The following is a 23,232-nucleotide window of genomic DNA, read 5'->3' as shown; positions in this document are numbered from 1 at the left end:
TAGCGAAGTGGCTAAACGCGGCGGACTGTAAATCCGCTCCTTCGGGTTCGGCAGTTCGAATCTGCCCCCCACCACCAGTTTTTAGGGGCATAGTTTAACGGTAGAACAGAGGTCTCCAAAACCTCCGATGTGGGTTCGATTCCTACTGCCCCTGCCAATTTTTTAAATTATATGATGGCGGTCGTGGCGAAGTGGTTAACGCACCGGATTGTGATTCCGGCACTCGGGGGTTCAATTCCCCTCGTCCGCCCCATGTTTTAATTTCAATTAAATGCACTTATAAAAATAGTAAAGTGGCGGTCGTGGCGAAGTGGTTAACGCACCGGATTGTGATTCCGGCATTCGGGGGTTCAATTCCCCTCGTCCGCCCCATCTTATTATTGGGGTATAGCCAAGCGGTAAGGCAACGGGTTTTGATCCCGTCATGCCCTGGTTCGAATCCAGGTACCCCAGCTTTTGCGGAAGTAGTTCAGTGGTAGAACGCCACCTTGCCAAGGTGGAGGTCGCGGGTTCGACCCCCGTCTTCCGCTCCAACATTTTTGGCGGCATAGCCAAGTGGTAAGGCATGGGTCTGCAACACCCTTATCACCGGTTCGAGTCCGGTTGCCGCCTCCATTATATTATGCCGGCGTGGCGGAATTGGCAGACGCGCGGGACTCAAAATCCCGTTCCTTCACGGGAGTGTCGGTTCGACCCCGACCGCCGGTATCATGGAAAGGACCTGCCTGTCCTTTCAAAAAGCCTTCACCATCTTCGGATGGTGAAGGCTTTTTTGTTTGCATTCTGTCTTCATGAAAAAAGAAATGCTTCGCAGCATTGTTTGAGCAGGACTCCAAACAGTTATTGTGCAGGCGGGAACCCGAGTATTGAAGATAAAAGTCTTTCTAATTTCTATAGAATGATTTATACTAAACTAGCTAATTTGCGAAATTCTCTTTGATGGAGATGAGGTTAAATGGCGAGTGGAGATCAGCAGCTGTTATGTTATTACAGAAATGGAGATTAAAGAAAATCGAATAGAATAATCGTTGAATTCATAACTTTTTGTTTTATTAAGGCTTTGTAAATTTGGTTTTAAAGTTGTATTAAAACCGGTTAAAATAAGCTATTATAATCTAGCTTTGATTTTATTTTAGAAATTAGCGGAGGTAAGAAAATGGCTTTCAAGAAAAAAGATAAGTTTGCAGTTCTACTAGGGGATATTGCTTCAAATTTAAAAGAGAGTGCAGCTTATTTTGCTGACTACAAATTAAGAGAAATCAGCGATTTGAAGATTTTCTCCAATACAATGAAAGATTATGAAACAAAAGGCGATAATTATGTGCACACAGTAATCCAGGATCTGAACCAAGCGTTTATAACGCCCATTGAACGCGAGGACATTCTCGCTCTTGCGATGACGATGGATGATGTCCTGGACGGCCTTGACCATACTGCCTCCATGTTCGAAATGTACTCAATCGTGAATGCGGATGAATTCATGCTGGAGTTCGTAGAAGCAATCCGAATGAGCACGATTGAAATTGAAACAGCTGTAGACCTCATGTCTACTAAAAAATTGCCCGCTATGCGGGAGCATGCCATTAAAATCAAAGATTATGAATCAAAATGCGATGTGACGAGACGCCATGCGATCAAACATCTATTCCAAACGGAAAAAGATCCGATCCGCATCATTCAATATAAAGAGATCTATGAAGAACTTGAAGAAATTGCAGACCATTGCCAAAAGGTTGCGAATACCTTCGAATCTATTATTATGAAAAACGCTTAAGGAGCAAGATGACCGATGGATATGGTTCTGCTATTAACAGTTTTAATTGTTGTATTTGCTGTAATATTCGATTTTATCAATGGGTTTCATGATACGGCCAACTCTATCGCTACGGCGGTTTCCACAAAAGCTTTAAAACCGCGCCATGCAATCATGCTGGCTGCTGTCATGAATTTCGTGGGAGCGCTGGCTTTTACGGGTGTTGCGAAAACCATTACAAAAGACATTGTTGATCCATTCACGCTAACGAATGGAACAGTAGTAATCTTAGCTGCTTTAATCGCGGCGATTGTCTGGAACTTGATCACTTGGTACTATGGCATTCCGAGCAGTTCTTCCCATGCACTGATTGGTTCAATTGCTGGGGCTGCGATTGCTGCTGCCGGATTCTCTGCCTTGAATTATGGGGGATTCCTTACCATTATCCAAGCGCTGATTTTATCGCCGATCCTCGCATTTGCTGTGGGGTATTTGGTTTACAGCATTTTCAAAATTGTATTTAAGAATAACAATTTAACTAAAACGAATCGAAATTTTCGTTTGATCCAAATTGCGACAGCTGCTTTACAATCTTTTTCACATGGTACAAACGATGCCCAAAAAGCAATGGGGATCATCACAATGGCGTTGATTGTCAACAATTATCAAACGTCAGATGATGTTCAGTTCTGGGTTCAAGCGACATGTGCAACAGCTATGGCTTTGGGAACATCTATCGGCGGCTGGAGAATCATTAAAACCGTCGGAGGCAAGATTATGAAAATCCGGCCTGTCAATGGAGTAGCTGCTGACCTGACCGGTGCAGCTGTTATCTTCGGTGCCACGTTCATCCATTTGCCGGTTAGTACGACGCATGTCATTTCTTCATCCATTATGGGGGTAGGGGCATCTCATCGATTAAAAGGCGTGAAGTGGGGGACTGCTAAAACAATGTTGATCACGTGGCTCATTACTATGCCAATCTCAGCGTTGCTGGCAGCCGGCATATACTTGATCCTCAATATCTTCCTGTGAAATAAAAAGAAGACCTTCCAAATTTGAGGAGGCCTTCTTTTTATTTGGAATCGGAAAAACAAATGCAAAAAAGTACTTGTGCATTCAATAAAAGCTATGTTAAGATAAATCTTGTCCAATTCGATTAAGCCGGCGTGGCGGAATTGGCAGACGCGCGGGACTCAAAATCCCGTTCCTTCACGGGAGTGTCGGTTCGACCCCGACCGCCGGTATATTTTTTCCGCTCAGCGGATGCGAAAACACTTCTTGCTTTATGCAGGAAGTGTTTTTTTGGCTTTTTTACGGAAGTAGAAAGAGAGATGGTTGAAACGTGATAGAGCTTGCGATGACGTTATTTCGCTTCTGGAGGAAGAGTTATTCCGGTAAAGTATTACTAAAGCTTTAAGATGCTTTAAATGGAGAATTAAAGGCATATCTGCCTTTGAGGTTTATTTAGTAAGAAGAAAAGAAGGCAATTCCTGTCTTTATCTAATAATTGCTTGATATAATAATGGGAGAAAATGTTTTCAAAAGCAGAAGGAGGAGCCGATGAAACAGATCCATAGCGACATTTTGCAATTTCGAGGCAGCCATTATGAATTTGGAAAGATGCAGGGAGAACGGTTAAAGAATTCCATTACGTTGGAGAATCGCAGAAAGCAGTGGAAAGCGAAACGGCCACGCTTTGAAATCGGGGTAAATGAGACAAAAAATGCGTTTCTTCAATTTGCTCCGGGCATTTGGGAAGAACTGCTGGGGCTGCAGGAAAGTTTGGAACTGCCCATCGAAGAAGTATTAAGGGATTTTGGCGGGTACCGGATAGACGCAATGCCATCCGGCTGCTCAATTGTGACCGGGAATGATTTTCTCGTCCGAAATTACGACTTTCATCCGCAGACTTATGAAGGGCGTTTTCTGCTGTTTCAACCGGATGACCAGGGCTATGCGTTTATCGGCCCTTCGTCCCGCATTATCGGGCGCATGGATGGGATGAATGAGAAGGGCTTTGCCATGGGGTATAATTTCACGCACCGGAAACAGCCGGGAGAAGGGTTTGTGTGCTACATGATCGGCAGGATCCTGCTGGAGACCTGTTCGACGGTAGAAGAGGCGATAGCGCTTTTAAAAGAAATTCCCCATCGTGGTTCTTTCAGCTATGTAGTACAGGACGTAAGCGGGGAATCATCAATTATTGAAGCGAGCCCAAGAGCTGTCGATGTTAGGAAAGCCGGGGCATGCACCAATCATTTTGAAATCCAGCAGCATGAAAATAGGAACTACTTAAATGATTCGCATGAACGGTTGGCTGCGATCCGGCAAGAACCGGCTGACACGAAAGATGTTTATCCAGCCTTCCGTTTGTTCAACGATATGGATAAAGGCGTGTTCTCGAAGCTGTATAAAAGTTGGGCAGGAACAATCCACACATCTGCCTATTTGCCAAAAGAATTGAAGGTATGGTTTGCGCTGGGCGGCAACCGGGAACCTGAAATTTTTGATTTCAATAAATGGCTGGCGGGAGAAGATCTTGCTGAAACCCAAATGTATGGAGAAATCGATACAGAGATTGGATTTGCCCACCTTGATAAACAATTTGTTTAAAGCAAAAAAGCGTCCCATCCAGGGCGCTTTTTTACATTTCCACCATATGCGGAAACGGCAGTTTCGTATCGATTTTTCCGTTGATGCGTTTAGCCAATAAACGTTCTCCTTGCAGCCATTTATCAAAATCAAACATGAGCGGCAAGCGATTTGGACCGAGGGCAAAACCGGCTTCCAAACTTTCCGGAAAATAAAAAGCGGTATGCAGCGTTCCGGAAGCGGTGCTGTATTTTTCCGAAAAGACGCCTTGATCCAAGTCGTTGAGTCTTCGAAAAGCACTGTAGGCATCTGTTGTTTCGTTCAAATGGGTACGGATGGTTTCTTCTCGGCGAACCGAATCTTTCATCTGGTAGCGGTTCTCTTCCGTCAGCAATTCAAAATGGTTGGTGGACACGTTTGACGTGCGCGCAACGACTGAGCGGGGAGACGCTTCGACGACGACCGATTTTCCGGTGCGGTCGAGCAGCACATAGCTGAAAGAACGGCGATGCGGAATTTCATCCAGCAAGTCGATCGCTTCTTCAACGGTTGCACAATTCTCCAACACAAGCCGGCCGATCATATTGCAAATAAAACCATCTTCGGAATTGCGGCGATTGATGAAATTATAGCCCATCACAAGCCCTTTTTCATTCAAGCCATCGGTCCGGCCGGTGATTTGCATCGTAGGGCCAATTGTTGCATAGCCGCCGTCTGTCGGCTGATAGAGTGCGAATCGCCCCTCGTAGCCTTCCGGAGAGCTATCGTAATTGCGGACCATGTAGGCGCTGCTCGTAAAAATGGAACAGCCGCTTCGCGTATATTCCAAATAATAGCCGCCGAAATCACGGATGGCGTCCTGCATATTCCACTCTAATGCATCAGCCAATCCGTTGATTTCCTCCCAAATTCTCGGAGCAAATGCAAGCAGCGTTTCTTTTGCCTGTGTTTCATCTATGAGGAAATTCTTGTTTTTAGAGCCCCATTGTTTTTTGCGGTTGGGAAGGATAAAGGAATCTCTCAACAACTCGCCTTGTTTATAACCGAAATCATAATGGCTGCCGCGAAATTGAACAATATCACTGTGGACTTTTTTCACTGGCGATCCCTCATTTATTGGAAATTAGTGAATTTCTAAGAAGTTAGCGAAACTCTCAAATTCGAACTACCCCGAGTTTACTGCATTTTTTGAGGAAAGAAAAAGAATCTGCCTAGCACTCGGAAGGGAGGCGCGGCAAATTCCAGATTAGAGAATATAAAATTCAGCATCGCCGCCGTTGATGCCGGTAAACATGTTCGAAGCGGCTGTCAGCAGTTCAAGCGCTGTATCCCGGTCCATGGATGGACGCAAATAAAAGATGTGGAGCGCATTTTTCGTTTCTTCCGTGACAGCGGTCCGGAGGGAATCGACGTACGGACTTCCAAACGCGCCGCTGTTGTCTTTGGCGACGATGATATTCGTTAATGTGTTTAAGCGGTTGTTGATGCCTTCATACTGGTCTTGTTCGGTGCCTAGGGCAATTTCCACATCGCCTTCGATTTTGTCTTCATCGTAAAGGCCAAGCGGAATTTCATACTGCAGGGACAGGAAGTTGTTCATGTCGACGCCCGAATGGACAGGCTTCAAGTAGTTTTGCTTTTTAATCCGGCGAAACAGCGCTTCTGCGGAATGGCGGTACCGGTTCGGGTCTGCGCCTAATGCTTTCCAAGCCAATTTCCATTCCAATAATCCCGGAAAATCCATCAGTTCTTTTTCATTCAAGTCGAAATACAGTTGCTCCTGGAAAAGCTGAAGGCGGCCTTTTAACATTTGAGGTGAATCAGAAACGGTGATATTGTTATAATGAATGATGCCTATTTTAAAATCAGGGAGAATTTCTTTGATATGAGGGTCAATGGAAGCTTTCATGGCAATCTTCCTTTCACATAATAGTCATTCATCATTATAGTATCATAGAATAGAATTGAGGGGTTACAGCATGAATCTCGATCAATTTCAAGAAGAGCTTGTTGCGTATGCCTCGGAGATCGGAATTGATAAAATCGGTTTTGCTTCGGCAGAGCCTTTTTATAATTTGAAGCATCGGCTGATCCGCCAGCAGCAATTGAAGTTTCAATCGGGCTTTGAAGAGCCGGACATTGAAAAGCGGGTTCGCCCGGATTTGCTGTTGGATGAAGCGGTGAGCATCATCGCCATCGCGATTGCGTATCCGTCGAAAATGAAAGATGCACCCCAAGGCGTCAAAGGCGCCCGCCGCGGAATCTTTTCGCGGTCTTCCTGGGGAAAAGATTACCATGCAGCGTTAAGGGAGCGCCTAGTTTTGCTGGAGGCGTTCATTGCCGCGCATTACCCGGAAGCCCGAATGCGTTCGATGGTGGATACGGGCGAGCTTTCGGACCGGGCCGTGGCAGAGCGTGCCGGCATTGGCTGGAGCGCGAAAAACACGTCGATCATCACGCCGGAATTCGGCTCTTATGTCTATTTAGGGGAAATGATCACGAACATTCCGTTCCGTTTCGATGAGCCGATGGAAGATCAATGCGGCGATTGCCGATTGTGCATCGATGTCTGCCCGACCGGAGCCATTGTTGAAGGCGGCCAGTTGAATGCAACACGCTGCATTTCGTTTTTAACCCAGACAAAAGGATTCCTGCCGGATGAGTTCCGGGGCGTGATCGGCAACCGTCTGTACGGCTGTGATACGTGCCAAACCGTCTGCCCGAAGAATAAACGAAAAGCCAATCAGCTCCATCCGGAGTTCGAGCCGGATCCGGAAATCGCCAAGCCGCTGCTGGAGCCTTTATTGACCATTTCCAATAAAGAATTCAAAGCGAAATTCGGCTATGTGTCCGGATCATGGCGAGGCAAAAAGCCGATTCAGCGGAATGCGATCCTTGCATTGGCCCATTTTAAAGAAGAATCGGCTGTGCCTGCGTTGATTGAGCTGCTGAAAAGCGATGAACGTCCGGTAATTCGCGGAACGGCTGCATGGGCGATCGGGAAGATCGGCACAGAATCGGGGCTTGAAGCATTGAAACAGGCCCAGCTCGATGAACAGGATTCAGAAGTGGCAGAAGAAATTCAAAAAGGATTGGCGTTCTACGCCGAAGAATTGAAAGGATAAGTGACAGAAATTGGCTATTAACATTGTTTTATATCAACCGCTGATCCCAGCAAACACAGGAAATATCGCACGTTCATGTGCAGGCACCGGAGTGAAATTGCACTTAATACGCCCATTAGGTTTTTCGACAGATGACAAAATGCTGAAACGGGCAGGGCTCGATTACTGGGAGCATGTGGATATCCACTACCACGATTCGCTGCAGGAATTATTCGACCGCTATTCAGACGGTGAATTTTATTACATCACGAAATTCGGGACGAAGACCTATACGACTTTCGATTTCTCGGATATTGAAAAAGACCATTTCTTCGTCTTCGGACAGGAAACGAAAGGCTTGCCGAGAGAACTGATCGACGCCAACCTGGACCGCTGCCTGCGGATTCCGATGAATGAAAACATCCGGTCGCTGAATCTGTCGAACACAGCAGCGATTTTGATGTACGAAGCATTGCGCCAGCAGAACTACCCAGGATTGAAATAAAAAAAGGAGCTGTTCCGCCTAAGCGAAACAGCTCCTTTTTCATTATTTGTCTTCTGGAGTACCTGGTTTGTCATCGTAGCCTGCAGTGAAAATTGCAGTCAAGAACGTGACACAAATACCTAGAATAAGGATTAAGTTCATAAGTCATGACCTCCTTAAAATTTGCATCTTTGTTTAGTATAGCGTAAAGGCGGGAAAAATGAAATATAACTCTCCAGTCAAATATGGAGAAGTTTTGTCCGGAACTGACTGTTTTGTTTCGTGAATGTGAAACTTATCGCTCTGCCAACCGTATATAAAGAAAGGCAATAATAGAAGGGATGATTTACTAATGAGAATGAAAATATCAGTTGCATTGCTTTGGATTACCGGACTCGCGGAAGCGTTCCTGGCCATTCCGATTATCGGCGGCTCTGTTGTCGTCAGCACAGGATATGGTGTTCTAGGCGTCATGTTCGTCCTGCATGCCATTACGCTATTCTTCTGTTTCCGTGAGTATTCGCCAAAAGCCGGTTCGATTTTCGGCATCATCACAAGTCTCATTTCATGGATTCCCATTCTCGGCTGGGCAATGCACTTGCTTAGCGCCATCGTCTTGCTGATCAGTGCAGCTGTTTCAAACCGCACCGCGAGAATTTAAGCGATGAAAAAACCGCCCTTTTTGGGCGGTTTTTTTAATGTGTAGAAAAAGATAAAAATGGAAAAGATTCGTTCAGAAATCTGATATTCCCCAAGGCGTCTTCGCTGTTTTACTCTATACCGATAGTAAGTGTTCCAGCACCGGCGCGGTTCCGGACAGGGTGGAGCAATAAGACGAGTGGGTTTCTCGGCTTATTGTGGAAACGCTGTCCATAGCGCCGCAGTGCGGAATTCAGAAGTAGATGCTCGAATCAAACTAATTTCTCGATAAGCTGTAAAAAAAACCGCCCTTTTGGGCGGTTTTTTTAATGGGGTGCAACAAAAAGTTGAATGGCAAACAGGACAGCGAATACATAAAGGATCGGGTGCACCGTTTTCCCTTTTCCTTTAAAGATTTTCATCAGCGGATACGAGATAAAGCCGAGCGCAATCCCGGTTGCAATGCTGGAAGTCAAGGGCATCGCTAGGACAATCAGGAAGGCAGGGAAGGCTTCGTCGAATTTTTCCCATTCAATATTTTTTACAGCGCCGATCATCAAACTGCCGACGATGATCAACGCGGGCGCTGTGATGGCAGCGACGTTCGACAAGGCTCCGACAAGCGGGCTGAAGAAGGCGGCTGCGATAAACAAGATGGCTACCGTCAGCGTCGTTAAGCCGGTGCGGCCGCCAGCAGCGACCCCTGATGAAGATTCGACAAAAGCGGTCGTCGGACTGGTTCCGACCATGGCGCCGGCTGTACCGGCGATGGAGTCGGCAAGCAAGGCTTGTCTCATGCGCGGCATGTCGTTGTTCTTCATCAAACCTGCCTGTTTTGCGACACCGACCATGGTGCCGGTCGTATCAAACAACGTAACGAGAAGGAAGGAGAAGACGACGCCGTACAAGCCGAAATCGATAACCATTTGAAAAGCTTCAATGGGATTCCAAATGATGATGCCATCCGGAAGAGAAGGCAGCTGCAAAAGATTGCCTTCAAATTTCAGTTGGCCGGTAAAAAAGGCAATGACTCCAGTAGTGATCATTCCGAAGAAAATGCCGCCATGGATATTCAAAGACATAAAGATCAAGGTGATGAATAATCCCACTAAAGTTAAGATGACAGGGGCGGAAGTCAAATCTCCAAGGCCCACGAGGTTCGCATCATTGGCGACAATGAGTCCGCTCATGCGCATGCCGATAAAAGCGATGAACAGCCCGATGCCTGCTGTGATGGCATACTTCAGGTTTTCAGGAATCGCTTGGATCAGCACTTTACGCAAAGGCGTCAATGACAAGATCACAAAAAGCAGGCCGGCTACAAATACCGAGCTGAAAGCGGTGAGGTAATCAATGGCCCCGTCTGAACCCAGAACCATAGAAGTGAAATAGGCATTCAACCCCATGCCGGGAGCGATGGCAATCGGATAGTTGGCCATTAACGCCATCCACAAGGTGCCGATCACAGCCGCAATGATGGTAGCTAAAAATACTTGGTCAAAAGGCACGCCTGCCGCGCTTAAGATGACCGGGTTGACAATGACGATATAGGCCATGGTCAAAAAAGTGGTCATTCCCGCGAGAATTTCTGTTTTGGCAGTCGTTCCATTTTCTTTTAAATGAAACATTGAAAAACTCCCTTTCAAACACGAACGATTTAAACAACATTCACTATAATATTCGTTATTAATAGGAAAAGCAACCCTTTTAAAGAAATCGTAATAGTCGAAATAAGTGGAAGTTATTTGTACAATGAAAGAGAGAAAGGATGATCAACATGGAATTAACGATTCAATCAACAAAAACCTTACATAATGGCGTTGAAATGCCGCGCTTTGGACTCGGGGTCTACAAAATGAAAGAGCCGGATGAAGCGCTCAAAGCGATGGAAGCTGCGATTAATGCGGGATATCCCGCGATTGATACGGCGACAGTTTATGAAAATGAACGGGAAGTCGGGGAAGCGGTTCGGGCTTCCGGTGTAAAACGCGATGAATTGTTCATCACTTCGAAAGTTTGGAACACCGACCAAGGATACGACAATACGCTCCGGGCTTTTGAAGCATCGCTAGAGCGCCTTGGCTTTGATTATTTGGATTTGTATTTGACGCATTGGGCGATTCCGGACACGTTTGTTGAGACTTACCGGGCAATCCAGCGTTTGTACGATGAAAAATTGGTGCGGTCGATCGGAGTATCCAATCACCAGATCCACCACCTGGAGAAGATTTTCGCTACAGCGAATACCAAGCCGATGGTCAACCAGATTGAACTTCATCCGCAGCTTACGCAAGAACCGCTCCGTAAGTTCTGTGCTGCGCACGACGTCGCGGTCACTTCCTGGTCGCCGCTTGCACGAGGTAGACTGCTGGAAGATCCCTTGCTTGCTAAAATTGGGGAAGCCCACGGAAAATCGATTGCCCAAGTGGTGATCCGCTGGCATTTGCAAAGCGATCTCATCGTCATTCCGAAATCGGTAACACCGTCCCGCATTCTTGAAAATGCGGATGTCTATGATTTCTCCTTGTCGGAAGAAGAAATGAAAATGATCGACGGCTTGAACCAGGATTGGCGTTCAGGAACGCATCCGGATAAAATCAGCTTATAAAAAAACCGCCAATTGGCGGTTTTTTTATCGTGCAGTATCTTCCACGACAATCCTTTCATGGGTGAAAGGATGGATAAATGACATGCGGAAAGCATGGAGGTGATAGGCGCCGTCTTGAGTCGCCGGCCCGTCGTACATTTCATCACCGATGATCGGGTGCCCGATATGCGACAAGTGTGCACGGATCTGATGCGTACGGCCAGTTTCCAAAGTCAGGTGCAGCAGCGATTTCCCTTCCATTTGCTTCAGCAGTTTATAATGCGTCACAGCGCTTTGCCCGGTCGGTGAGACGCGGCGGCGGGTCGGGTGATGGCGGTCTTTGCCAAGCGGGAAATCGATCGTCCCGGATTTGTTGTGGACTTTGCCTTTTACTACTGCTTCGTAATCGCGGACAAGCTGTTTTTGTTCAAGCATGCGGTCGAGCACGTTTTTTGCCACCGGGTGCTTGGCGGCCATCAACAGGCCGGAAGTTCCTTGGTCGAGGCGGTGGACATGCTCCCCGTAAGTTCCGCCATTGCGGATAATATGGCCGAGAATGGCATTGATGAACGTATCCGTTTGGCCGACTTCATTTGGATGCGTCGCCATGCCTTTTGGTTTGCGCGCCACGATAAAATGGTCGTCTTCAAAAAGAATTGGCAATTCCACATCATGTTTTGGCTCGTAAGGGGACGCAGCCGGCGGCAATTCAAACTGCAAAACAGTGCCTTTAGCGAGCGGCTCTTTCCAGATCACTTCTTGGAATTTATCGTTCTTCACGCTTTTCGCCATGCGCATTTCGTGGACCACTTTTTTGCCGAGGCCCCATTCTTTTCTCAATAATTCTTCGACGGTCATGCCGTCGTCTTGTATCGTATAGCTCCACGCCATCATGATTCCTCCATATGAAAGGGCCATGCGCACTGCACATGACCCTCCATGCATATTATTTTAAAACGACTTGATTAAAGAATTCTTCGATGTTTTCTTTCGGCTGTTCCCCAACCCAACGCGCCACTTCTTTGCCGTCTTCATAATGGACAAGTGTAGGCGTTGCTTCGATGAAATAATCTTGCCAACCTTGTTCATATTCCAAAATGTTGTATTGCAGAACTTCGACATCCATATCTTCTGCCGTCGGCATCAAGATTGGTGTCGTTACTTGGCAATGCTGGCAGAGCGGGCTAAAGAAATAAACCGTTGTCGGCTCGCCGCTTTTGATTTGCTTATCGACTTCATCCGGCAACGCAATATTTTGATAGTTCTCGTCGTCCAATTGATCGATCGTTGCCTGGTTCAAGTCTTCTTTGTCGTACGGATTGTCAGCTAATTTGCTTTTATTGGACTGGTTGGTCAGGAAAATAATCAGTCCGAAAATGACAACTACGGCTGCAGCAATCCATATTAGTTTTGAAACGCCGCTTTTCTTTGTTTTCGTATTCACTTCATGCTTCCTCCTTCAAGGTTTTCAGTAAGTACATGCTCATTCCGGCAAGTAAGATAAATGCAGTCAATGCTAAAAACGGAATGGTGATAAATCCAAGCCAGTTGATATATTGTCCCGTACATGGAACTTGTCCGCAAGAAGGGGCGGAATCAGATAGAAAATCCAATTTTTGCAGCCCGTAATGGTAAAGCGAGATGCATCCTCCAATAACTGAAAATACCAGTGTGGTGACGGCAATCCGGACATTTTTCTGGACATAGGCAATGCCGATGACGAGGACCAGCGGATACATGAAAATGCGTTGGATCCAGCACAGCGTACATGGCGTATAGCCTCTGATTTCAGAAAAATAAAGGGAGCCGGCAGTAGCGATGAGGGCTACAACCCACATAGAGAGCAAAATGTTATCTTGACGTTTCGTCACGAAAGTCCCTCATTTCTTATAGTAACATCCTTGAAATTATAAATGTTCTGGCGCAGCAAGTAAAATAATATCAACCTGGACGGCGTTCCTATATAATAAAGTTTGAAACTTTTGTGAAGGAGTGGCTGCAGTGCCAGAACAATTCGATTTATCTCATTTTGAAAAAAGCATGATCATCCGGGAAATGGCCTATTCAGATATTAGCGCTATTTTGGAAATGCAGCGCCTCTGTTTTCCTGGAATGGATCCATGGAAAGAAGAGCAACTACGAAGCCATTTAGGGGTTTTCCCACAAGGGCAATTGGTGGCAGAACTCGATGGAAAAGTCATTGGTTCTTGTTCCAGCCTCTTAATAAATTTTGATGAATACGATGACCGCCATACGTGGGACGATGTAACCGACGGCGGCTACATCACGAACCACAATCCGGACGGCTACAATATGTACGGCATTGAAGTGATGGTCCATCCGGATTACCGGCGCATGCAAGTCGGCCAGCGCCTCTATGAAGCAAGAAAAGAATTGGCGCGCGAATTGAACCTGAAGTCGATCATTCTCGGCGGACGGATTCCGAACTACCATAAACATGCGGACGAAATGTCGCCGAGAGAATACGTGGATGCGGTATCGCGCCATAAAATCTACGATCCGGTTCTGACGTTCCAATTGATGAATGGCTTCCAATTAATGCGCATCAACCCAAATTATTTGCAGGATGATGTCGCATCCGGAAAATATGCAACATTGATGGAATGGAATAACGTCGATTACAAGCCGATTTCGAAGCGCCATTTCAAAACAAGTCTGCCGGTGCGCATTTGCGTCGTTCAATATTTGATGCGCGCAATCGAATCCTTCGATGATTTGGCGAGCCAAGTCGAATATTTTGTCGATGTCGCGTCCGATGCCCATTCGGATTTCGTCGTCTTCCCTGAAATTTTCACGACGCAATTGATGTCTTTCCTAAACGAGCCGTCTCCGAGCCAGGCTGTCCGGAAATTGACGGAATATACGCCTCAGTATATTGAATTGTTTACAGACCTTGCAGTGCGCTACAATGTCAACATCATCGGCGGTTCGCATTTTGTGAAAGAAGAAGATGATGAGATTTACAACATTGCGTATTTATTCCGCCGCGATGGCTCAATCGATAAACAATACAAGATTCACATCACGCCGAACGAACGCAAATGGTGGGGGATTTCTGCTGGAGATTCCGTGCGCGTTTTTGATACGGATTGCGGGAAGATCGCAATCCAGATCTGCTACGACATCGAATTCCCGGAACTTGCCCGCATTGCAACCGATATGGGGGCAAATATCATCTTTACGCCATTCTGTACAGAAGACCGCCAAGGCTACTTGCGGGTGCGCTACTGTGCACAGGCCCGTGCTGTGGAAAACCAGATCTACACGGTTATTTCAGGAACAGTCGGCAACCTGCCGCAAACGGAAAACATGGACATCCAGTATGCCCAGTCCGGCATTTTCGCACCATCCGATTTCGAATTTGCCCGCGACGGCATCGTCGGCGAAACCAACCCGAACCTGGAAATGGTGCTGATTGGTGACGTAGACCTTGAAATCCTGCGCCGCCAGCGCCAAAACGGCACGGTCAAGCAATTAAAAGACCGCCGCCACGACGTCTACAATGTAGAATACAAAAAAGATTGATCCTGAACCGCTTCTCACAAAGAAGCGGTTTTTTTCTGCATTATTTGGTAAACTGAATGGTAAAGACTCATAGAAATGGTGGGATGGATATGACATGGCAGGAACGGATTAAACGTTGGCTAGAACATGATCGGCTGGATGAAGTGACACGGGAAGCTTTGACGCTCTTGAAAGACGATGAAAAAATGGCGGAAGATGCATTCTATCAGGATTTAACATTCGGCACTGGAGGCATGCGCGGAGAAATCGGGCCGGGCACGAACCGGATGAATGTCTATACCGTCAGAAAAGCATCCCAAGGCATTGCGGATTACATAACCGCGAGTGGCGAAGAAGCAAAAACCCGGGGCATCGTTATCGCGTACGACAGCAGAAGAATGTCGCCGGAATTCGCTGAAGAAGCAGCTCGGACATTTGCTGCAAATGGCATCCACACGTACCTGTACACAGGACCGCGGACGACTCCGCAATTATCCTTCAGCGTCCGGTATTTGAATGCCTTTATGGGCGTTGTGATCACCGCAAGCCATAACCCGCCAGAATACAACGGCTATAAAGTGTACGGCGAAGACGGAGCGCAATTGAACCTGGAAGATGCAGACCGGGTCATCAGTTTTGTCGGCAGCGTAGAAGACGAATTAACGATAGAAAATGAACACTTCGCTCCGGAATTGCTGGTCCGGATCGACGAAAAAATCGACAAGGTCTATATCGACCATGCGCTCACTGTGCAGGAGAACACTGCGGCACCGATCAAAGCGGTCTTTACTCCGCTTCATGGAGCCTCCGGGGCAACCGTTAAACGATTGCTCGATACGGCGGGCTATACCGATATCGTGTATGTGGATGAGCAAATGCAGCCGGACGGGGAATTCCCGACGGTCAAATCGCCGAATCCGGAAGAAGGGTCCGCTTTTGAAATCGCTATGAAATACGGTGAACAGAGCGGTGCGGACGTGCTGATCGCTGTCGATCCGGACGGCGACCGTGTAGGGCTTGCTGTCTGGACGGGTACGCATTATGAATTATTGACGGGCAATCAAACCGGCGCCATTTTGATCGAGTATCTCCTCAGCCAAAAACAGGCAAAAGGCACGATGCCGGAAAAAGGCCGCATCTTTAAAACCATCGTTACGTCTGAATTTGGCCGCGTCATTGCTGAATCTTACGGGGCAGACTGCGAAGATGTATTGACAGGATTTAAATTCATCGGTGAAAAACTGAAGCACAACGACGAAAATCCGGCTTTCGATTTCCTTTTTGGCTACGAAGAAAGCTATGGCTATTTGATCCGTGACTTTGCCCGTGATAAAGACGCGGTGCAATCGGTCCTGCTCGTCATCGAAGCGGCAGCTTACTACAAAACACAGGGCAAGAGCCTTCATGATGTATTGGTTGAATTGTACGGACGGTTTGGCTGGTACCGCGAATCGCTCGTATCGATTACGAAAAAAGGCGTCGATGGTGCACGCGAAATCAGTGCATTGCTTGAAGGGCTGCGCAAAAATCCATTGCAAGCCATCGCAGGCATTCCGGTCGTTTCAATCGAAGACTATGAAACGCAGAACCGGATTTTTGCGGATCTCGGAACCAATGAGAAAATTGAATTGCCCCAGTCGAATGTTTTGAAATATTTCCTGGAAGATGGCTCGTGGGTTTGTGTGCGCCCAAGCGGCACCGAACCGAAAGTGAAATATTATTTCGGTGTGACCGCTGAAACGGAGCAGGAAAGCGACGAAAAAATGGAATTCATCAAAGAATCCTTCGTCAACGAATTGAATAATCGTTAAATTAGAAGCTCCCTTTGCTGAGGGGGCTTTTTCATTCGAAAGTACGAGGTAAACGAACGATAAAAACATGTAAAGTAAAAGTATTGGCAAAGAGGTGAAGAAAATGGTCATGGACGAACATTCCAATGTAACATTGCTAAAAGAGATTGCCGAACTATTGAACGAAGAAACCGATATGAAACGAATGCTGGACGGGGCCGTCTGGAAATTGCTGAACGGCTCGAATTTTGAAAGTGCGTGGATCTTTTTTATCAATGAAAAAGGCAAGCATCAATTAGTGACCCATGCAAACCTTCCTCCAGCCCTTCAACGGAATGACTGCCGGCATTTACAAAAGGGGGGCTGCTGGTGCGTCAAACGGTATCATGACGGCGACCTGGAAAAAGCGTCGAACATCATCGCTTGCCAGCGCATTGAAAATTCAATTGCCGCTAACGCCCTGGATCATGGTGGGATTACGCATCATGCCACGGTTCCGCTGCAATCAGGAGAAGAGAAATTTGGCTTACTGAATATTGCCGCACCGGATACGGTCCGTTTCTCCAAAGATGAACTGGCTTTATTGGAATCCGTGGCTTTTCAGATCGGTTCGGCGATTAAGCGCATCGGCTTGACGAAGCAGGAACAGGAAATGGCGCTGGTCAAAGAGCGCAACCGGCTGGCCCGCGACCTGCATGACTCGGTCAATCAGCTGCTGTTTTCCGTGACGCTGACCGCACGGGGCGGTATCGAAATGTCCGAAGAAGAAAATGTCCAAGGCACGTTCCGTGATATCCAGCATTTGACGCAGGAAGCCCTCAATGAAATGCGTGCACTCATTTGGCAGCTCCGCCCCAAAGGGCTCGAAAGCGGTTTGCTTGAAGCGATCCAAGCTTACGGGGAAATGCTCGGGCTGACGTTGGAACTGAAAGTGACAGGCGTCATCCAATTGCCTTCCCGGACAGAAGAGACTTTGTTCCGCATCGCCCAGGAAGCGTTGAACAATATCCGCAAGCATTCAGGCGTGAGTGAGGCTCAACTGTTTTTGACGGTGACTTCTTCTGATGTATTGATGGTCATCAAAGATGAGGGCCGGGGGTTTATCGTCGACGAACGGCTGCAGCTGCCGTCTATCGGCGTCCAAAGCATGCGGGACCGGGCCAAAGCGGAAGGCGGGACCGTGGACTGGTCAAGTGAAATCGGCAGAGGAACCGAGATTCTTGTAAGAATTCCTTATTAGAAGAGAGAAAGGGGGGGAACCCGATGAAAGTATTGATAGCAGACGATCACCATGTCGTACGGCGCGGCTTGTTGTTTTTTCTGAAGACCCAAAAAGATATCGAAGTGGTGGGAGAAGCTGTCAACGGGAAAGAAGCGGTTGAAATGGCCGGACAGCTTCAGCCGGACATCGTCTTGATGGATTTGGTGATGCCGGAAATGGACGGCATCCAGGCAACACGGAAAATAAAAGAGCAGTATCCGGATATGATCGTCTTGATGCTGACGAGTTTTTCCGACCGAGACCACGTCGTGCCTGCGATGGAAGCAGGGGCAGCCGGATATCAATTAAAAGACATCGAGCCGGATGAGCTGGTGGCTTCGCTTCGCAGTTTAATGCGCGGGGAGAACACGCTGCACCCGAAAGCGACGTCGGAGCTTGCTAAAGGGCCCGTTGCGCCAGCTCCCCACACCATCAATTTATTGACGCCGCGTGAGCAGGAAGTGCTGGCGGAACTGACGAAAGGAAAAAGCAATCGGGAAATCGCATCCGCCCTGTTTGTCACTGAAAAGACGGTGAAAACCCATATTTCCAATATCTTTGCGAAACTGGAAGTCCAGGACCGGACGCAAGCGGCCTTGTACGCAGTAAAACATGGATTGACGGAACCAGGCAAATAAAAGAAGCAACTTCTCCATTTTAGGGAAGTTGCTTCTTCTATTTTTTCGGTTCAACGTTTTTGGACAGGGCGTTTCCGGGAGTCTTTCGTGATTTGTTTCCATTTGTTGCGGGCTGCTTTTTGGGCAGCCAAATTGCTTTTCCGCTCCATATGGGCAAGCTCCCGCTTCAGCTTCAGGTAGCTTCGGTAGCGGTCGTATTTCAATTCGCCTGTCGATAGGGCTTCCTGCACGCGGCAGCCTGGCTCATTATTATGTTCGCAATCGCGGAAACGGCATAATTCCGCCAAGTCTTCGACATCCGAGAATCCGGATTCGATGCCTTCCTCGTAATCGCCGAGCTGGAATTCCCGCATTCCCGGCGTGTCGATCAACAAACCGCCGCTTGGAAGTCGCACAAGTTCCCGGTGGGTCGTCGTGTGGCGGCCTTTGCTGTCATCTTCGCGGATGCCCTGCACTGCCATGATGGCTTGGCCGGATAACGCATTGATCAAACTGGACTTGCCGACGCCGGAAGATCCCAAAAGTGCACCCGTTTTATGGTTTTCGAGCAATTTCCGCAATTGGTCGATTCCCGCGCCGGTCACACTTGAAACGGCATAGACCGGAACATCGAATGCGACGCTTTCCACTTCACTGATGAAAGGGGCAAGATCCTCGCATTCATCGCTTTTCGTCAAGACAACAACCGGATTTGCTCCGGAATCCCAAGCAGCCAGCAAATAGCGTTCCAAACGCCGCACATTGAAATCATGGTTCAAGGACATGACGAGAAATACATAGTCCACGTTGACCGCGATGATTTGAATGTCCGATGTTTCGCCGGCTGCTTTTCTGGAAAACTGCGAAGAACGCGGAAGGATGCTGTGGATAATTCCTTTTTGTTCTCCCGGCATTTGTTCGACCATTACCCAGTCGCCGACTGCAGGGAATTCCGCATGCAAATGTTCATGCCGGTATTTGCCGGATAGGGTGGATAGCCATTCTCCGTTATCCGTCACCACGCGGTACATATTTTTATGTTCTAATACGACGCGGCCAGGAATCCCGACAGTCCCTATTTTTTCTTGCCATTTATCGTTCCAGCCAAAATTTTCGATTAAATTCAATGTAAATTCCTCCTATTATGCAAAATAAAAAACCATGGATGCGCGCAAATCGCAATCCATGGTTCCCGGGCATAATGGAAGAAGCGTATCGTTAGCGATACACAGAGCGGGACATTATGGATTGGATTTGCGGTATAAAAAACAATGAAATAGCCATAATGCCTCACCTCTTTCTTCAAGTTACTCTAAAGATACTGGATAAGCTGAAAATGGTCAACCCTTTTTCAGAAAAATTATTATTGTCAATTTTTCTTGATGCTGTTAAACCTGCCCTAAAAAGGGGTATGCACTAGAATAAGCAAGGAATACGGGAAGAGGAGGAAAACGGATGGCACAGGCAAAATGGCTAAAACTCGGAGCGGCTGCATTTCTTTCGGTCGGCATGCTTGCCGCATGCGGAGACGGTGATGGAGACGACGATACGATAGAAGTAGACGATCCTGTCACTGGAGATGAAGATCCTGAAGGCGAAGGACCCCAAGGTGAAGACCAGACAGATGATGATTTAGAAGAAGAACAAAACCAAGACGGTGACGAAGCAGAATAAACCAGTAAAAGGCCACTCTCGAAGTGGTCTTTTGTATTTCAAAAATAAGGAAATAGGATGAGTCTTTTCTTGGCCTCAATGGGTATAGATAACAAAAAGGAGGGGAGTCAATGGCTTCATCACATTCAGAAAATGCCGGCTTATTCTCGCACGAGTTTACGCGGAATCCGTACCCGGTTTATTCAAAGCTCCGCAGGATGGATCCCATCCATCAAGTGCGCTTTCCGGATGGGCAGCACGGCTGGCTTGTGACACGTTACGAAGACGGGGCGGCGTTATTGAAAGACCCGCGTTTTATCAAAGATTTCTCCAAACTATACGGCAGCAGCATGGACCAAATGTCCGTTTTCACCCAAAATATGCTGTTTTCCGACCCGCCTGACCACAAACGCCTCCGGGGATTGGCGCAAAAAGCGTTTACACCGAAAATGATTGCCGGCATGCGCGGCAGAATCGAAGAAATCACGGAAGAATTATTAGCAGAAATGGCGAACAAAGATCAAGTGGACCTGATCGACGAATTCGCTTTTCCGCTGCCGATCATCGTCATCTGCGAAATTCTCGGCGTGCCGTCGGAAGACCGCGACAAATTCCGCCGCTGGTCGAATTCGTTGATTGAAGGCACGAGCGGCGAAGCCGGCGTCAGCGTTTACGAACATATGACGCAGTTTGTCCAATATTTAGGGCAGTGGTTTGCAACTGTGCGCGAACAGCCGGGCGAAGATTTGATCAGCAAGCTCATCATTGCAGAAGAAGAAGGCGACTGGCTGACCGAAAAAGAATTGTACGGCTTAGTATCGCTGCTGATTATCGCCGGCCATGAAACAACCGTCAATTTGATTGGAAATACGGTCCTGTCTTTATTGGCCAATCCCGAACAGCAGCAGCTCTTGAAGGAAAATCCGGAAATGATCACTCAAGCCCTTGAAGAATCGCTGCGCTTTAACGGGCCTGTTGAGTTCAGCACTTCAAGATGGGCAAATGAAGACATGGAATTCCAAGGGAAGCAATTCCATCGCGGTGATTTGGTAGTCGTATCGTTGAACGCAGCGAATCACGACCCCGAACGGTTTTCGGGTCCAGAAGTCTTTGATATCCGCCGTGAAAAGAGTCCGCATCTTGCATTCGGAATGGGCATCCATTTTTGCTTAGGTGCTCCTCTTGCCAGACTGGAAGGCGAGATTGCCATTTCGAAACTGCTCGACAGGTTTCCGAGTCTGGAATTGGCAGTAGAAGAAAAGGAATTGGACTGGCGCCCGGGCATGATTGTCCGCGGAGTAAAAGAAATTCCTCTTCGGATACATTAGAAGGCTGGGACATGCTCCCGGCCTTTTGGTTTGTATTCTTTTTGAAAAGGGAAACTACGGGCTAACTTGGTATAGAAAGCTGGGATGACGGATGAAGCCCGTTTCTTATTTATTCAAAGAAAAAATTTGGATTACGCCCGCCTTATACAGCATGGGGGCAATTCTGCTGTCATTGGGGGCATTTTATCTCGATTTGCTGGTGATCGGCAAAATTGACGACTACATTCCTTCCATCTTTTTGACGAAAGTGGAGGACGGGCAGACCATCTTGGGGATATTGACCGCCGCGATGCTGACGATGACGACATTTACGTTTTCAACTGTGCTGGTCGTGCTGACCATGTATACGTCCCAATTTTCTCCGCGCGCGCCTGAAAATTTCATCAGAAGCGCCACGACCCGCCATGTACTCGGCATCTTCCTGGGAGGCTTCTTGTATAATATGCTGTCGCTTCTGTATATGCAGGAAGAGGTGTTTGGCCATGAAGTGCTGTCGACATGGATCGGGATCGTCATCGTTTTCTTTTGCATTGCGACTTTTGCCTATTATATCCACTTTGTCGCGACCAACATCCAGGTCAGCACCTTGATCAATAGATTAATCGGAGATGCTGAGAAAGTCATCGCTTATTACAAAAGTTTATACGATCAAAAGCATGCCACGCTGGAAAATTGGAAGCCGCAAACATTGGAAGGAACGGTGAACGCTGAAAAAGCGGGGTATGTTCAATTCATCGATCTGGCAGAACTTGTAGAGATTGCTGAAAACGGACAGGCAGAGATTGAAGTATTGGTGACAATCGGCGATTACGTTTTTGAAGGAAAGCCGATCATGAAAATCCACTCGAATAGTCCAGACCAAGTGGATGTAAATGAAAAAATGTTGATCGGGGACGAACGGACAGCTGAGCAGGATTTGGGGTACGCGGTGCAAAAAATCATCGAAGTGGCTATCCGGGCAACTTCTCCGGGAAGGCAAGATCCGAACACGGCCAATGATATTCTGATACGGCTCGGCCACGTCCTCGGCGAGATGGGCCACTTGATGACAGATGGTTTGGTGTTGACGGATGAAGCCGGCCATAATCGGCTGCTTTACCGTTTCTCCGCCTATAGCGATGTTCTGTATAAAGCTTTTTATCAAATTGCCTACCACAGCAAAAAAGACGTCTCCGTATTTATTGCCATGACGGATTCGCTGATTGTCGCGGCATCAATAGCACCTGAGATGCGGCACGAGACAATTTGGAAAACGATGCAATATATTTTGGAGAGTCTCGACGAAGGGGAATTGAAGTCGCTAGACCGGGAGTTCCTCCAGCAGAAAGTTGATGAATTGGCAGCACTGACCGGACATGAAAAAACGAATATTGTATAAGGAATTAGTACGAAATAATTAGAGAAGAGGATTAAGCGGAAGAAAAGCGGGAATAGAAACAATAACAACCAAGAAGGAGGGGAGAGCATGAATCATGTAAAAGCATTGGCCATGAAATTTGTTATGATTGCTGCGGTCTTATTGATTATTTTGACGCTATTCTTTGATGTGCCTTTTGGCGACACTTTGTGGATCAGTTTGGTTCTGACGTTAGTTGCTTATGTGATGGGCGATTTGATGATCTTCCGCAAAGCGGGCGATCGCTCTGATCAAAACAAACGCAACGCAATTGCGACGGTTTCGGATATTGTCGTAGCGTTCCTGGTGATTTGGTTAATGGGAGAAGCGCTTGTGAGCAATGATGTGAACATTATTACGCCAGCGCTTATTTCTGCGATTGTGATCGGCGGAGGCGAATGGTTCTTCCACAAATACTTGGATCGAAGCGTCTTCCCGGAAAAACAAAACCACACACGTTCAACTGCACATTGACAAAAAAAGGCCCTCTCAAAAGGGCC

Annotated in this window: 22 protein-coding genes and 8 tRNA genes; 23 read left to right on the top strand and 7 right to left on the bottom strand. The window is 47.3% G+C overall.

Features of this window, described 5'->3' with window-relative positions:
* Nucleotides 1-83: 83 nt before the first annotated feature.
* From MTR82_RS12220 to MTR82_RS12170, 11 genes are all read left to right on the top strand, one after another.
* A tRNA-Trp gene (locus MTR82_RS12220) sits at nt 84-157 on the top strand.
* A 20-nt stretch (nt 158-177) separates the two neighbouring features.
* Nucleotides 178-253 (top strand) — tRNA-His (locus MTR82_RS12215).
* Nucleotides 254-296: 43 nt separating this feature from the next.
* Nucleotides 297-372: transfer RNA gene (locus MTR82_RS12210), tRNA-His, on the top strand.
* A 9-nt stretch (nt 373-381) separates the two neighbouring features.
* Nucleotides 382-453, top strand: a tRNA-Gln gene (locus MTR82_RS12205).
* A gap of 5 nt (nt 454-458) precedes the next feature.
* Nucleotides 459-533: transfer RNA gene (locus MTR82_RS12200), tRNA-Gly, on the top strand.
* 8 nt (nt 534-541) lie between these two features.
* A tRNA-Cys gene (locus tag MTR82_RS12195) sits at nt 542-615 on the top strand.
* Between the two features lie 9 nt (nt 616-624).
* Nucleotides 625-708 (top strand) — tRNA-Leu (locus tag MTR82_RS12190).
* A 448-nt stretch (nt 709-1,156) separates the two neighbouring features.
* Complete coding sequence (locus tag MTR82_RS12185; RefSeq protein ID WP_246809329.1) at nt 1,157-1,774, top strand: DUF47 domain-containing protein; 618 nt, start codon at nt 1,157-1,159, stop codon at nt 1,772-1,774.
* A gap of 15 nt (nt 1,775-1,789) precedes the next feature.
* Entirely contained in the window at nt 1,790-2,788 is a 999-nt protein-coding gene (locus MTR82_RS12180) for an inorganic phosphate transporter (RefSeq protein ID WP_246809328.1), read from the top strand.
* A 128-nt stretch (nt 2,789-2,916) separates the two neighbouring features.
* Nucleotides 2,917-3,000 (top strand) — tRNA-Leu (locus MTR82_RS12175).
* Nucleotides 3,001-3,316: 316 nt separating this feature from the next.
* A complete protein-coding gene (locus tag MTR82_RS12170) occupies nt 3,317-4,369 on the top strand; it encodes a C45 family autoproteolytic acyltransferase/hydrolase (RefSeq protein ID WP_246809327.1) in 1,053 nt (350 codons plus the stop codon).
* Between the two features lie 31 nt (nt 4,370-4,400).
* Here the strand turns inward: MTR82_RS12170 and MTR82_RS12165 are convergent, their stop codons facing one another.
* Both MTR82_RS12165 and MTR82_RS12160 read right to left on the bottom strand, forming a co-directional pair.
* Nucleotides 4,401-5,447: a C45 family autoproteolytic acyltransferase/hydrolase gene (locus tag MTR82_RS12165; RefSeq protein WP_246809326.1), complete on the bottom strand. Its 1,047-nt coding sequence runs from the start codon at nt 5,445-5,447 to the stop codon at nt 4,401-4,403.
* 147 nt (nt 5,448-5,594) lie between these two features.
* The gene (locus MTR82_RS12160; protein ID WP_246809325.1) at nt 5,595-6,257 is read right to left on the bottom strand and encodes a B3/B4 domain-containing protein; all 663 of its coding nucleotides are present in this window, start codon (nt 6,255-6,257) and stop codon (nt 5,595-5,597) included.
* A 70-nt stretch (nt 6,258-6,327) separates the two neighbouring features.
* Between MTR82_RS12160 and queG the strand changes: the two genes are divergently transcribed.
* The 3 genes from queG (at nt 6,328) to MTR82_RS12145 (ending at nt 8,597) form a co-directional block, all read left to right on the top strand.
* A complete protein-coding gene (queG, locus tag MTR82_RS12155) occupies nt 6,328-7,473 on the top strand; it encodes a tRNA epoxyqueuosine(34) reductase QueG (protein WP_246809324.1) in 1,146 nt (381 codons plus the stop codon).
* Nucleotides 7,474-7,483: 10 nt separating this feature from the next.
* Entirely contained in the window at nt 7,484-7,957 is a 474-nt protein-coding gene (gene trmL, locus MTR82_RS12150) for a tRNA (uridine(34)/cytosine(34)/5-carboxymethylaminomethyluridine(34)-2'-O)-methyltransferase TrmL (protein WP_246809323.1), read from the top strand.
* 331 nt (nt 7,958-8,288) lie between these two features.
* The gene (locus tag MTR82_RS12145) at nt 8,289-8,597 is read left to right on the top strand and encodes a hypothetical protein (RefSeq protein WP_425024022.1); all 309 of its coding nucleotides are present in this window, start codon (nt 8,289-8,291) and stop codon (nt 8,595-8,597) included.
* Nucleotides 8,598-8,901: 304 nt separating this feature from the next.
* Here the strand turns inward: MTR82_RS12145 and MTR82_RS12140 are convergent, their stop codons facing one another.
* On the bottom strand, nt 8,902-10,203 hold the full coding sequence (locus MTR82_RS12140; RefSeq protein ID WP_246809316.1) for an NCS2 family permease: 1,302 nt from the start codon (nt 10,201-10,203) through the stop codon (nt 8,902-8,904).
* Between the two features lie 149 nt (nt 10,204-10,352).
* Here MTR82_RS12140 and MTR82_RS12135 point away from each other — a divergent pair, with 149 nt between their 5' ends.
* Nucleotides 10,353-11,183 (top strand): aldo/keto reductase, encoded by an 831-nt coding sequence (locus MTR82_RS12135; protein ID WP_246809315.1) that lies wholly within the window; start codon nt 10,353-10,355, stop codon nt 11,181-11,183.
* A gap of 24 nt (nt 11,184-11,207) precedes the next feature.
* On the opposite strand, the gene MTR82_RS12130 is transcribed toward MTR82_RS12135, so the two are convergent.
* Genes MTR82_RS12130 through MTR82_RS12120 form a run of 3 tightly spaced genes read right to left on the bottom strand, consistent with a single transcriptional unit; the run spans nt 11,208 to nt 13,033 of the window.
* A complete protein-coding gene (locus tag MTR82_RS12130; protein ID WP_246809314.1) occupies nt 11,208-12,053 on the bottom strand; it encodes an RluA family pseudouridine synthase in 846 nt (281 codons plus the stop codon).
* 55 nt (nt 12,054-12,108) lie between these two features.
* The gene (locus tag MTR82_RS12125; RefSeq protein ID WP_052652340.1) at nt 12,109-12,606 is read right to left on the bottom strand and encodes a thioredoxin family protein; all 498 of its coding nucleotides are present in this window, start codon (nt 12,604-12,606) and stop codon (nt 12,109-12,111) included.
* A 1-nt stretch (nt 12,607) separates the two neighbouring features.
* Entirely contained in the window at nt 12,608-13,033 is a 426-nt protein-coding gene (locus MTR82_RS12120) for a disulfide formation protein C (protein WP_052652338.1), read from the bottom strand.
* Nucleotides 13,034-13,163: 130 nt separating this feature from the next.
* Here MTR82_RS12120 and MTR82_RS12115 point away from each other — a divergent pair, with 130 nt between their 5' ends.
* The 4 genes from MTR82_RS12115 to MTR82_RS12100 all read left to right on the top strand — a co-directional run bounded on the left by MTR82_RS12115 (nt 13,164) and on the right by MTR82_RS12100 (nt 18,376).
* Complete coding sequence (locus tag MTR82_RS12115) at nt 13,164-14,708, top strand: carbon-nitrogen hydrolase family protein (protein ID WP_052652336.1); 1,545 nt, start codon at nt 13,164-13,166, stop codon at nt 14,706-14,708.
* An 89-nt stretch (nt 14,709-14,797) separates the two neighbouring features.
* The gene (locus MTR82_RS12110) at nt 14,798-16,498 is read left to right on the top strand and encodes a phospho-sugar mutase (protein WP_246809313.1); all 1,701 of its coding nucleotides are present in this window, start codon (nt 14,798-14,800) and stop codon (nt 16,496-16,498) included.
* A gap of 103 nt (nt 16,499-16,601) precedes the next feature.
* Complete coding sequence (locus tag MTR82_RS12105; RefSeq protein WP_246809312.1) at nt 16,602-17,717, top strand: GAF domain-containing sensor histidine kinase; 1,116 nt, start codon at nt 16,602-16,604, stop codon at nt 17,715-17,717.
* A 23-nt stretch (nt 17,718-17,740) separates the two neighbouring features.
* Complete coding sequence (locus tag MTR82_RS12100; RefSeq protein WP_052652330.1) at nt 17,741-18,376, top strand: response regulator; 636 nt, start codon at nt 17,741-17,743, stop codon at nt 18,374-18,376.
* Nucleotides 18,377-18,426: 50 nt separating this feature from the next.
* On the opposite strand, the gene rsgA is transcribed toward MTR82_RS12100, so the two are convergent.
* On the bottom strand, nt 18,427-19,482 hold the full coding sequence (gene rsgA, locus MTR82_RS12095; protein ID WP_246809308.1) for a ribosome small subunit-dependent GTPase A: 1,056 nt from the start codon (nt 19,480-19,482) through the stop codon (nt 18,427-18,429).
* A gap of 328 nt (nt 19,483-19,810) precedes the next feature.
* Here rsgA and MTR82_RS12090 point away from each other — a divergent pair, with 328 nt between their 5' ends.
* The 4 genes from MTR82_RS12090 (at nt 19,811) to MTR82_RS12075 (ending at nt 23,206) form a co-directional block, all read left to right on the top strand.
* Nucleotides 19,811-20,029, top strand: a complete 219-nt coding sequence (locus MTR82_RS12090) for a hypothetical protein (protein WP_246809306.1) — start codon at nt 19,811-19,813, stop codon at nt 20,027-20,029.
* A gap of 110 nt (nt 20,030-20,139) precedes the next feature.
* Complete coding sequence (locus tag MTR82_RS12085; RefSeq protein WP_246809305.1) at nt 20,140-21,336, top strand: cytochrome P450 family protein; 1,197 nt, start codon at nt 20,140-20,142, stop codon at nt 21,334-21,336.
* 91 nt (nt 21,337-21,427) lie between these two features.
* Complete coding sequence (locus MTR82_RS12080) at nt 21,428-22,714, top strand: DUF2254 domain-containing protein (RefSeq protein WP_246809304.1); 1,287 nt, start codon at nt 21,428-21,430, stop codon at nt 22,712-22,714.
* Nucleotides 22,715-22,801: 87 nt separating this feature from the next.
* Nucleotides 22,802-23,206: a YndM family protein gene (locus tag MTR82_RS12075; protein ID WP_246809302.1), complete on the top strand. Its 405-nt coding sequence runs from the start codon at nt 22,802-22,804 to the stop codon at nt 23,204-23,206.
* Nucleotides 23,207-23,232: the final 26 nt, after the last annotated feature.

Source organism: Planococcus ruber, assembly GCF_022819085.1.
Classification (GTDB): domain Bacteria; phylum Bacillota; class Bacilli; order Bacillales_A; family Planococcaceae; genus Planococcus; species Planococcus ruber.
This window is presented reverse-complemented; position numbering and strand designations above follow the sequence as displayed.

What these genes read in the sequence shown, in the direction of transcription:
- MTR82_RS12185 (WP_246809329.1), top strand. Translation starts at nt 1,157, where the DNA reads ATGGCTTTCAAGAAAAAAGATAAGTTTGCAGTTCTACTAGGGGATATT.
- MTR82_RS12180 (WP_246809328.1), top strand. Translation starts at nt 1,790, where the DNA reads ATGGATATGGTTCTGCTATTAACAGTTTTAATTGTTGTATTTGCTGTA.
- MTR82_RS12170 (WP_246809327.1), top strand. Translation starts at nt 3,317, where the DNA reads ATGAAACAGATCCATAGCGACATTTTGCAATTTCGAGGCAGCCATTAT.
- MTR82_RS12160 (WP_246809325.1), bottom strand. Translation starts at nt 6,257, where the DNA reads ATGAAAGCTTCCATTGACCCTCATATCAAAGAAATTCTCCCTGATTTT.
- queG (WP_246809324.1), top strand. Translation starts at nt 6,328, where the DNA reads ATGAATCTCGATCAATTTCAAGAAGAGCTTGTTGCGTATGCCTCGGAG.
- MTR82_RS12145 (WP_425024022.1), top strand. Translation starts at nt 8,289, where the DNA reads ATGAGAATGAAAATATCAGTTGCATTGCTTTGGATTACCGGACTCGCG.
- MTR82_RS12140 (WP_246809316.1), bottom strand. Translation starts at nt 10,203, where the DNA reads ATGTTTCATTTAAAAGAAAATGGAACGACTGCCAAAACAGAAATTCTC.
- MTR82_RS12135 (WP_246809315.1), top strand. Translation starts at nt 10,353, where the DNA reads ATGGAATTAACGATTCAATCAACAAAAACCTTACATAATGGCGTTGAA.
- MTR82_RS12130 (WP_246809314.1), bottom strand. Translation starts at nt 12,053, where the DNA reads ATGGCGTGGAGCTATACGATACAAGACGACGGCATGACCGTCGAAGAA.
- MTR82_RS12110 (WP_246809313.1), top strand. Translation starts at nt 14,798, where the DNA reads ATGACATGGCAGGAACGGATTAAACGTTGGCTAGAACATGATCGGCTG.
- MTR82_RS12105 (WP_246809312.1), top strand. Translation starts at nt 16,602, where the DNA reads ATGGTCATGGACGAACATTCCAATGTAACATTGCTAAAAGAGATTGCC.
- MTR82_RS12100 (WP_052652330.1), top strand. Translation starts at nt 17,741, where the DNA reads ATGAAAGTATTGATAGCAGACGATCACCATGTCGTACGGCGCGGCTTG.
- MTR82_RS12090 (WP_246809306.1), top strand. Translation starts at nt 19,811, where the DNA reads ATGGCACAGGCAAAATGGCTAAAACTCGGAGCGGCTGCATTTCTTTCG.
- MTR82_RS12085 (WP_246809305.1), top strand. Translation starts at nt 20,140, where the DNA reads ATGGCTTCATCACATTCAGAAAATGCCGGCTTATTCTCGCACGAGTTT.
- MTR82_RS12080 (WP_246809304.1), top strand. Translation starts at nt 21,428, where the DNA reads ATGAAGCCCGTTTCTTATTTATTCAAAGAAAAAATTTGGATTACGCCC.
- MTR82_RS12075 (WP_246809302.1), top strand. Translation starts at nt 22,802, where the DNA reads ATGAATCATGTAAAAGCATTGGCCATGAAATTTGTTATGATTGCTGCG.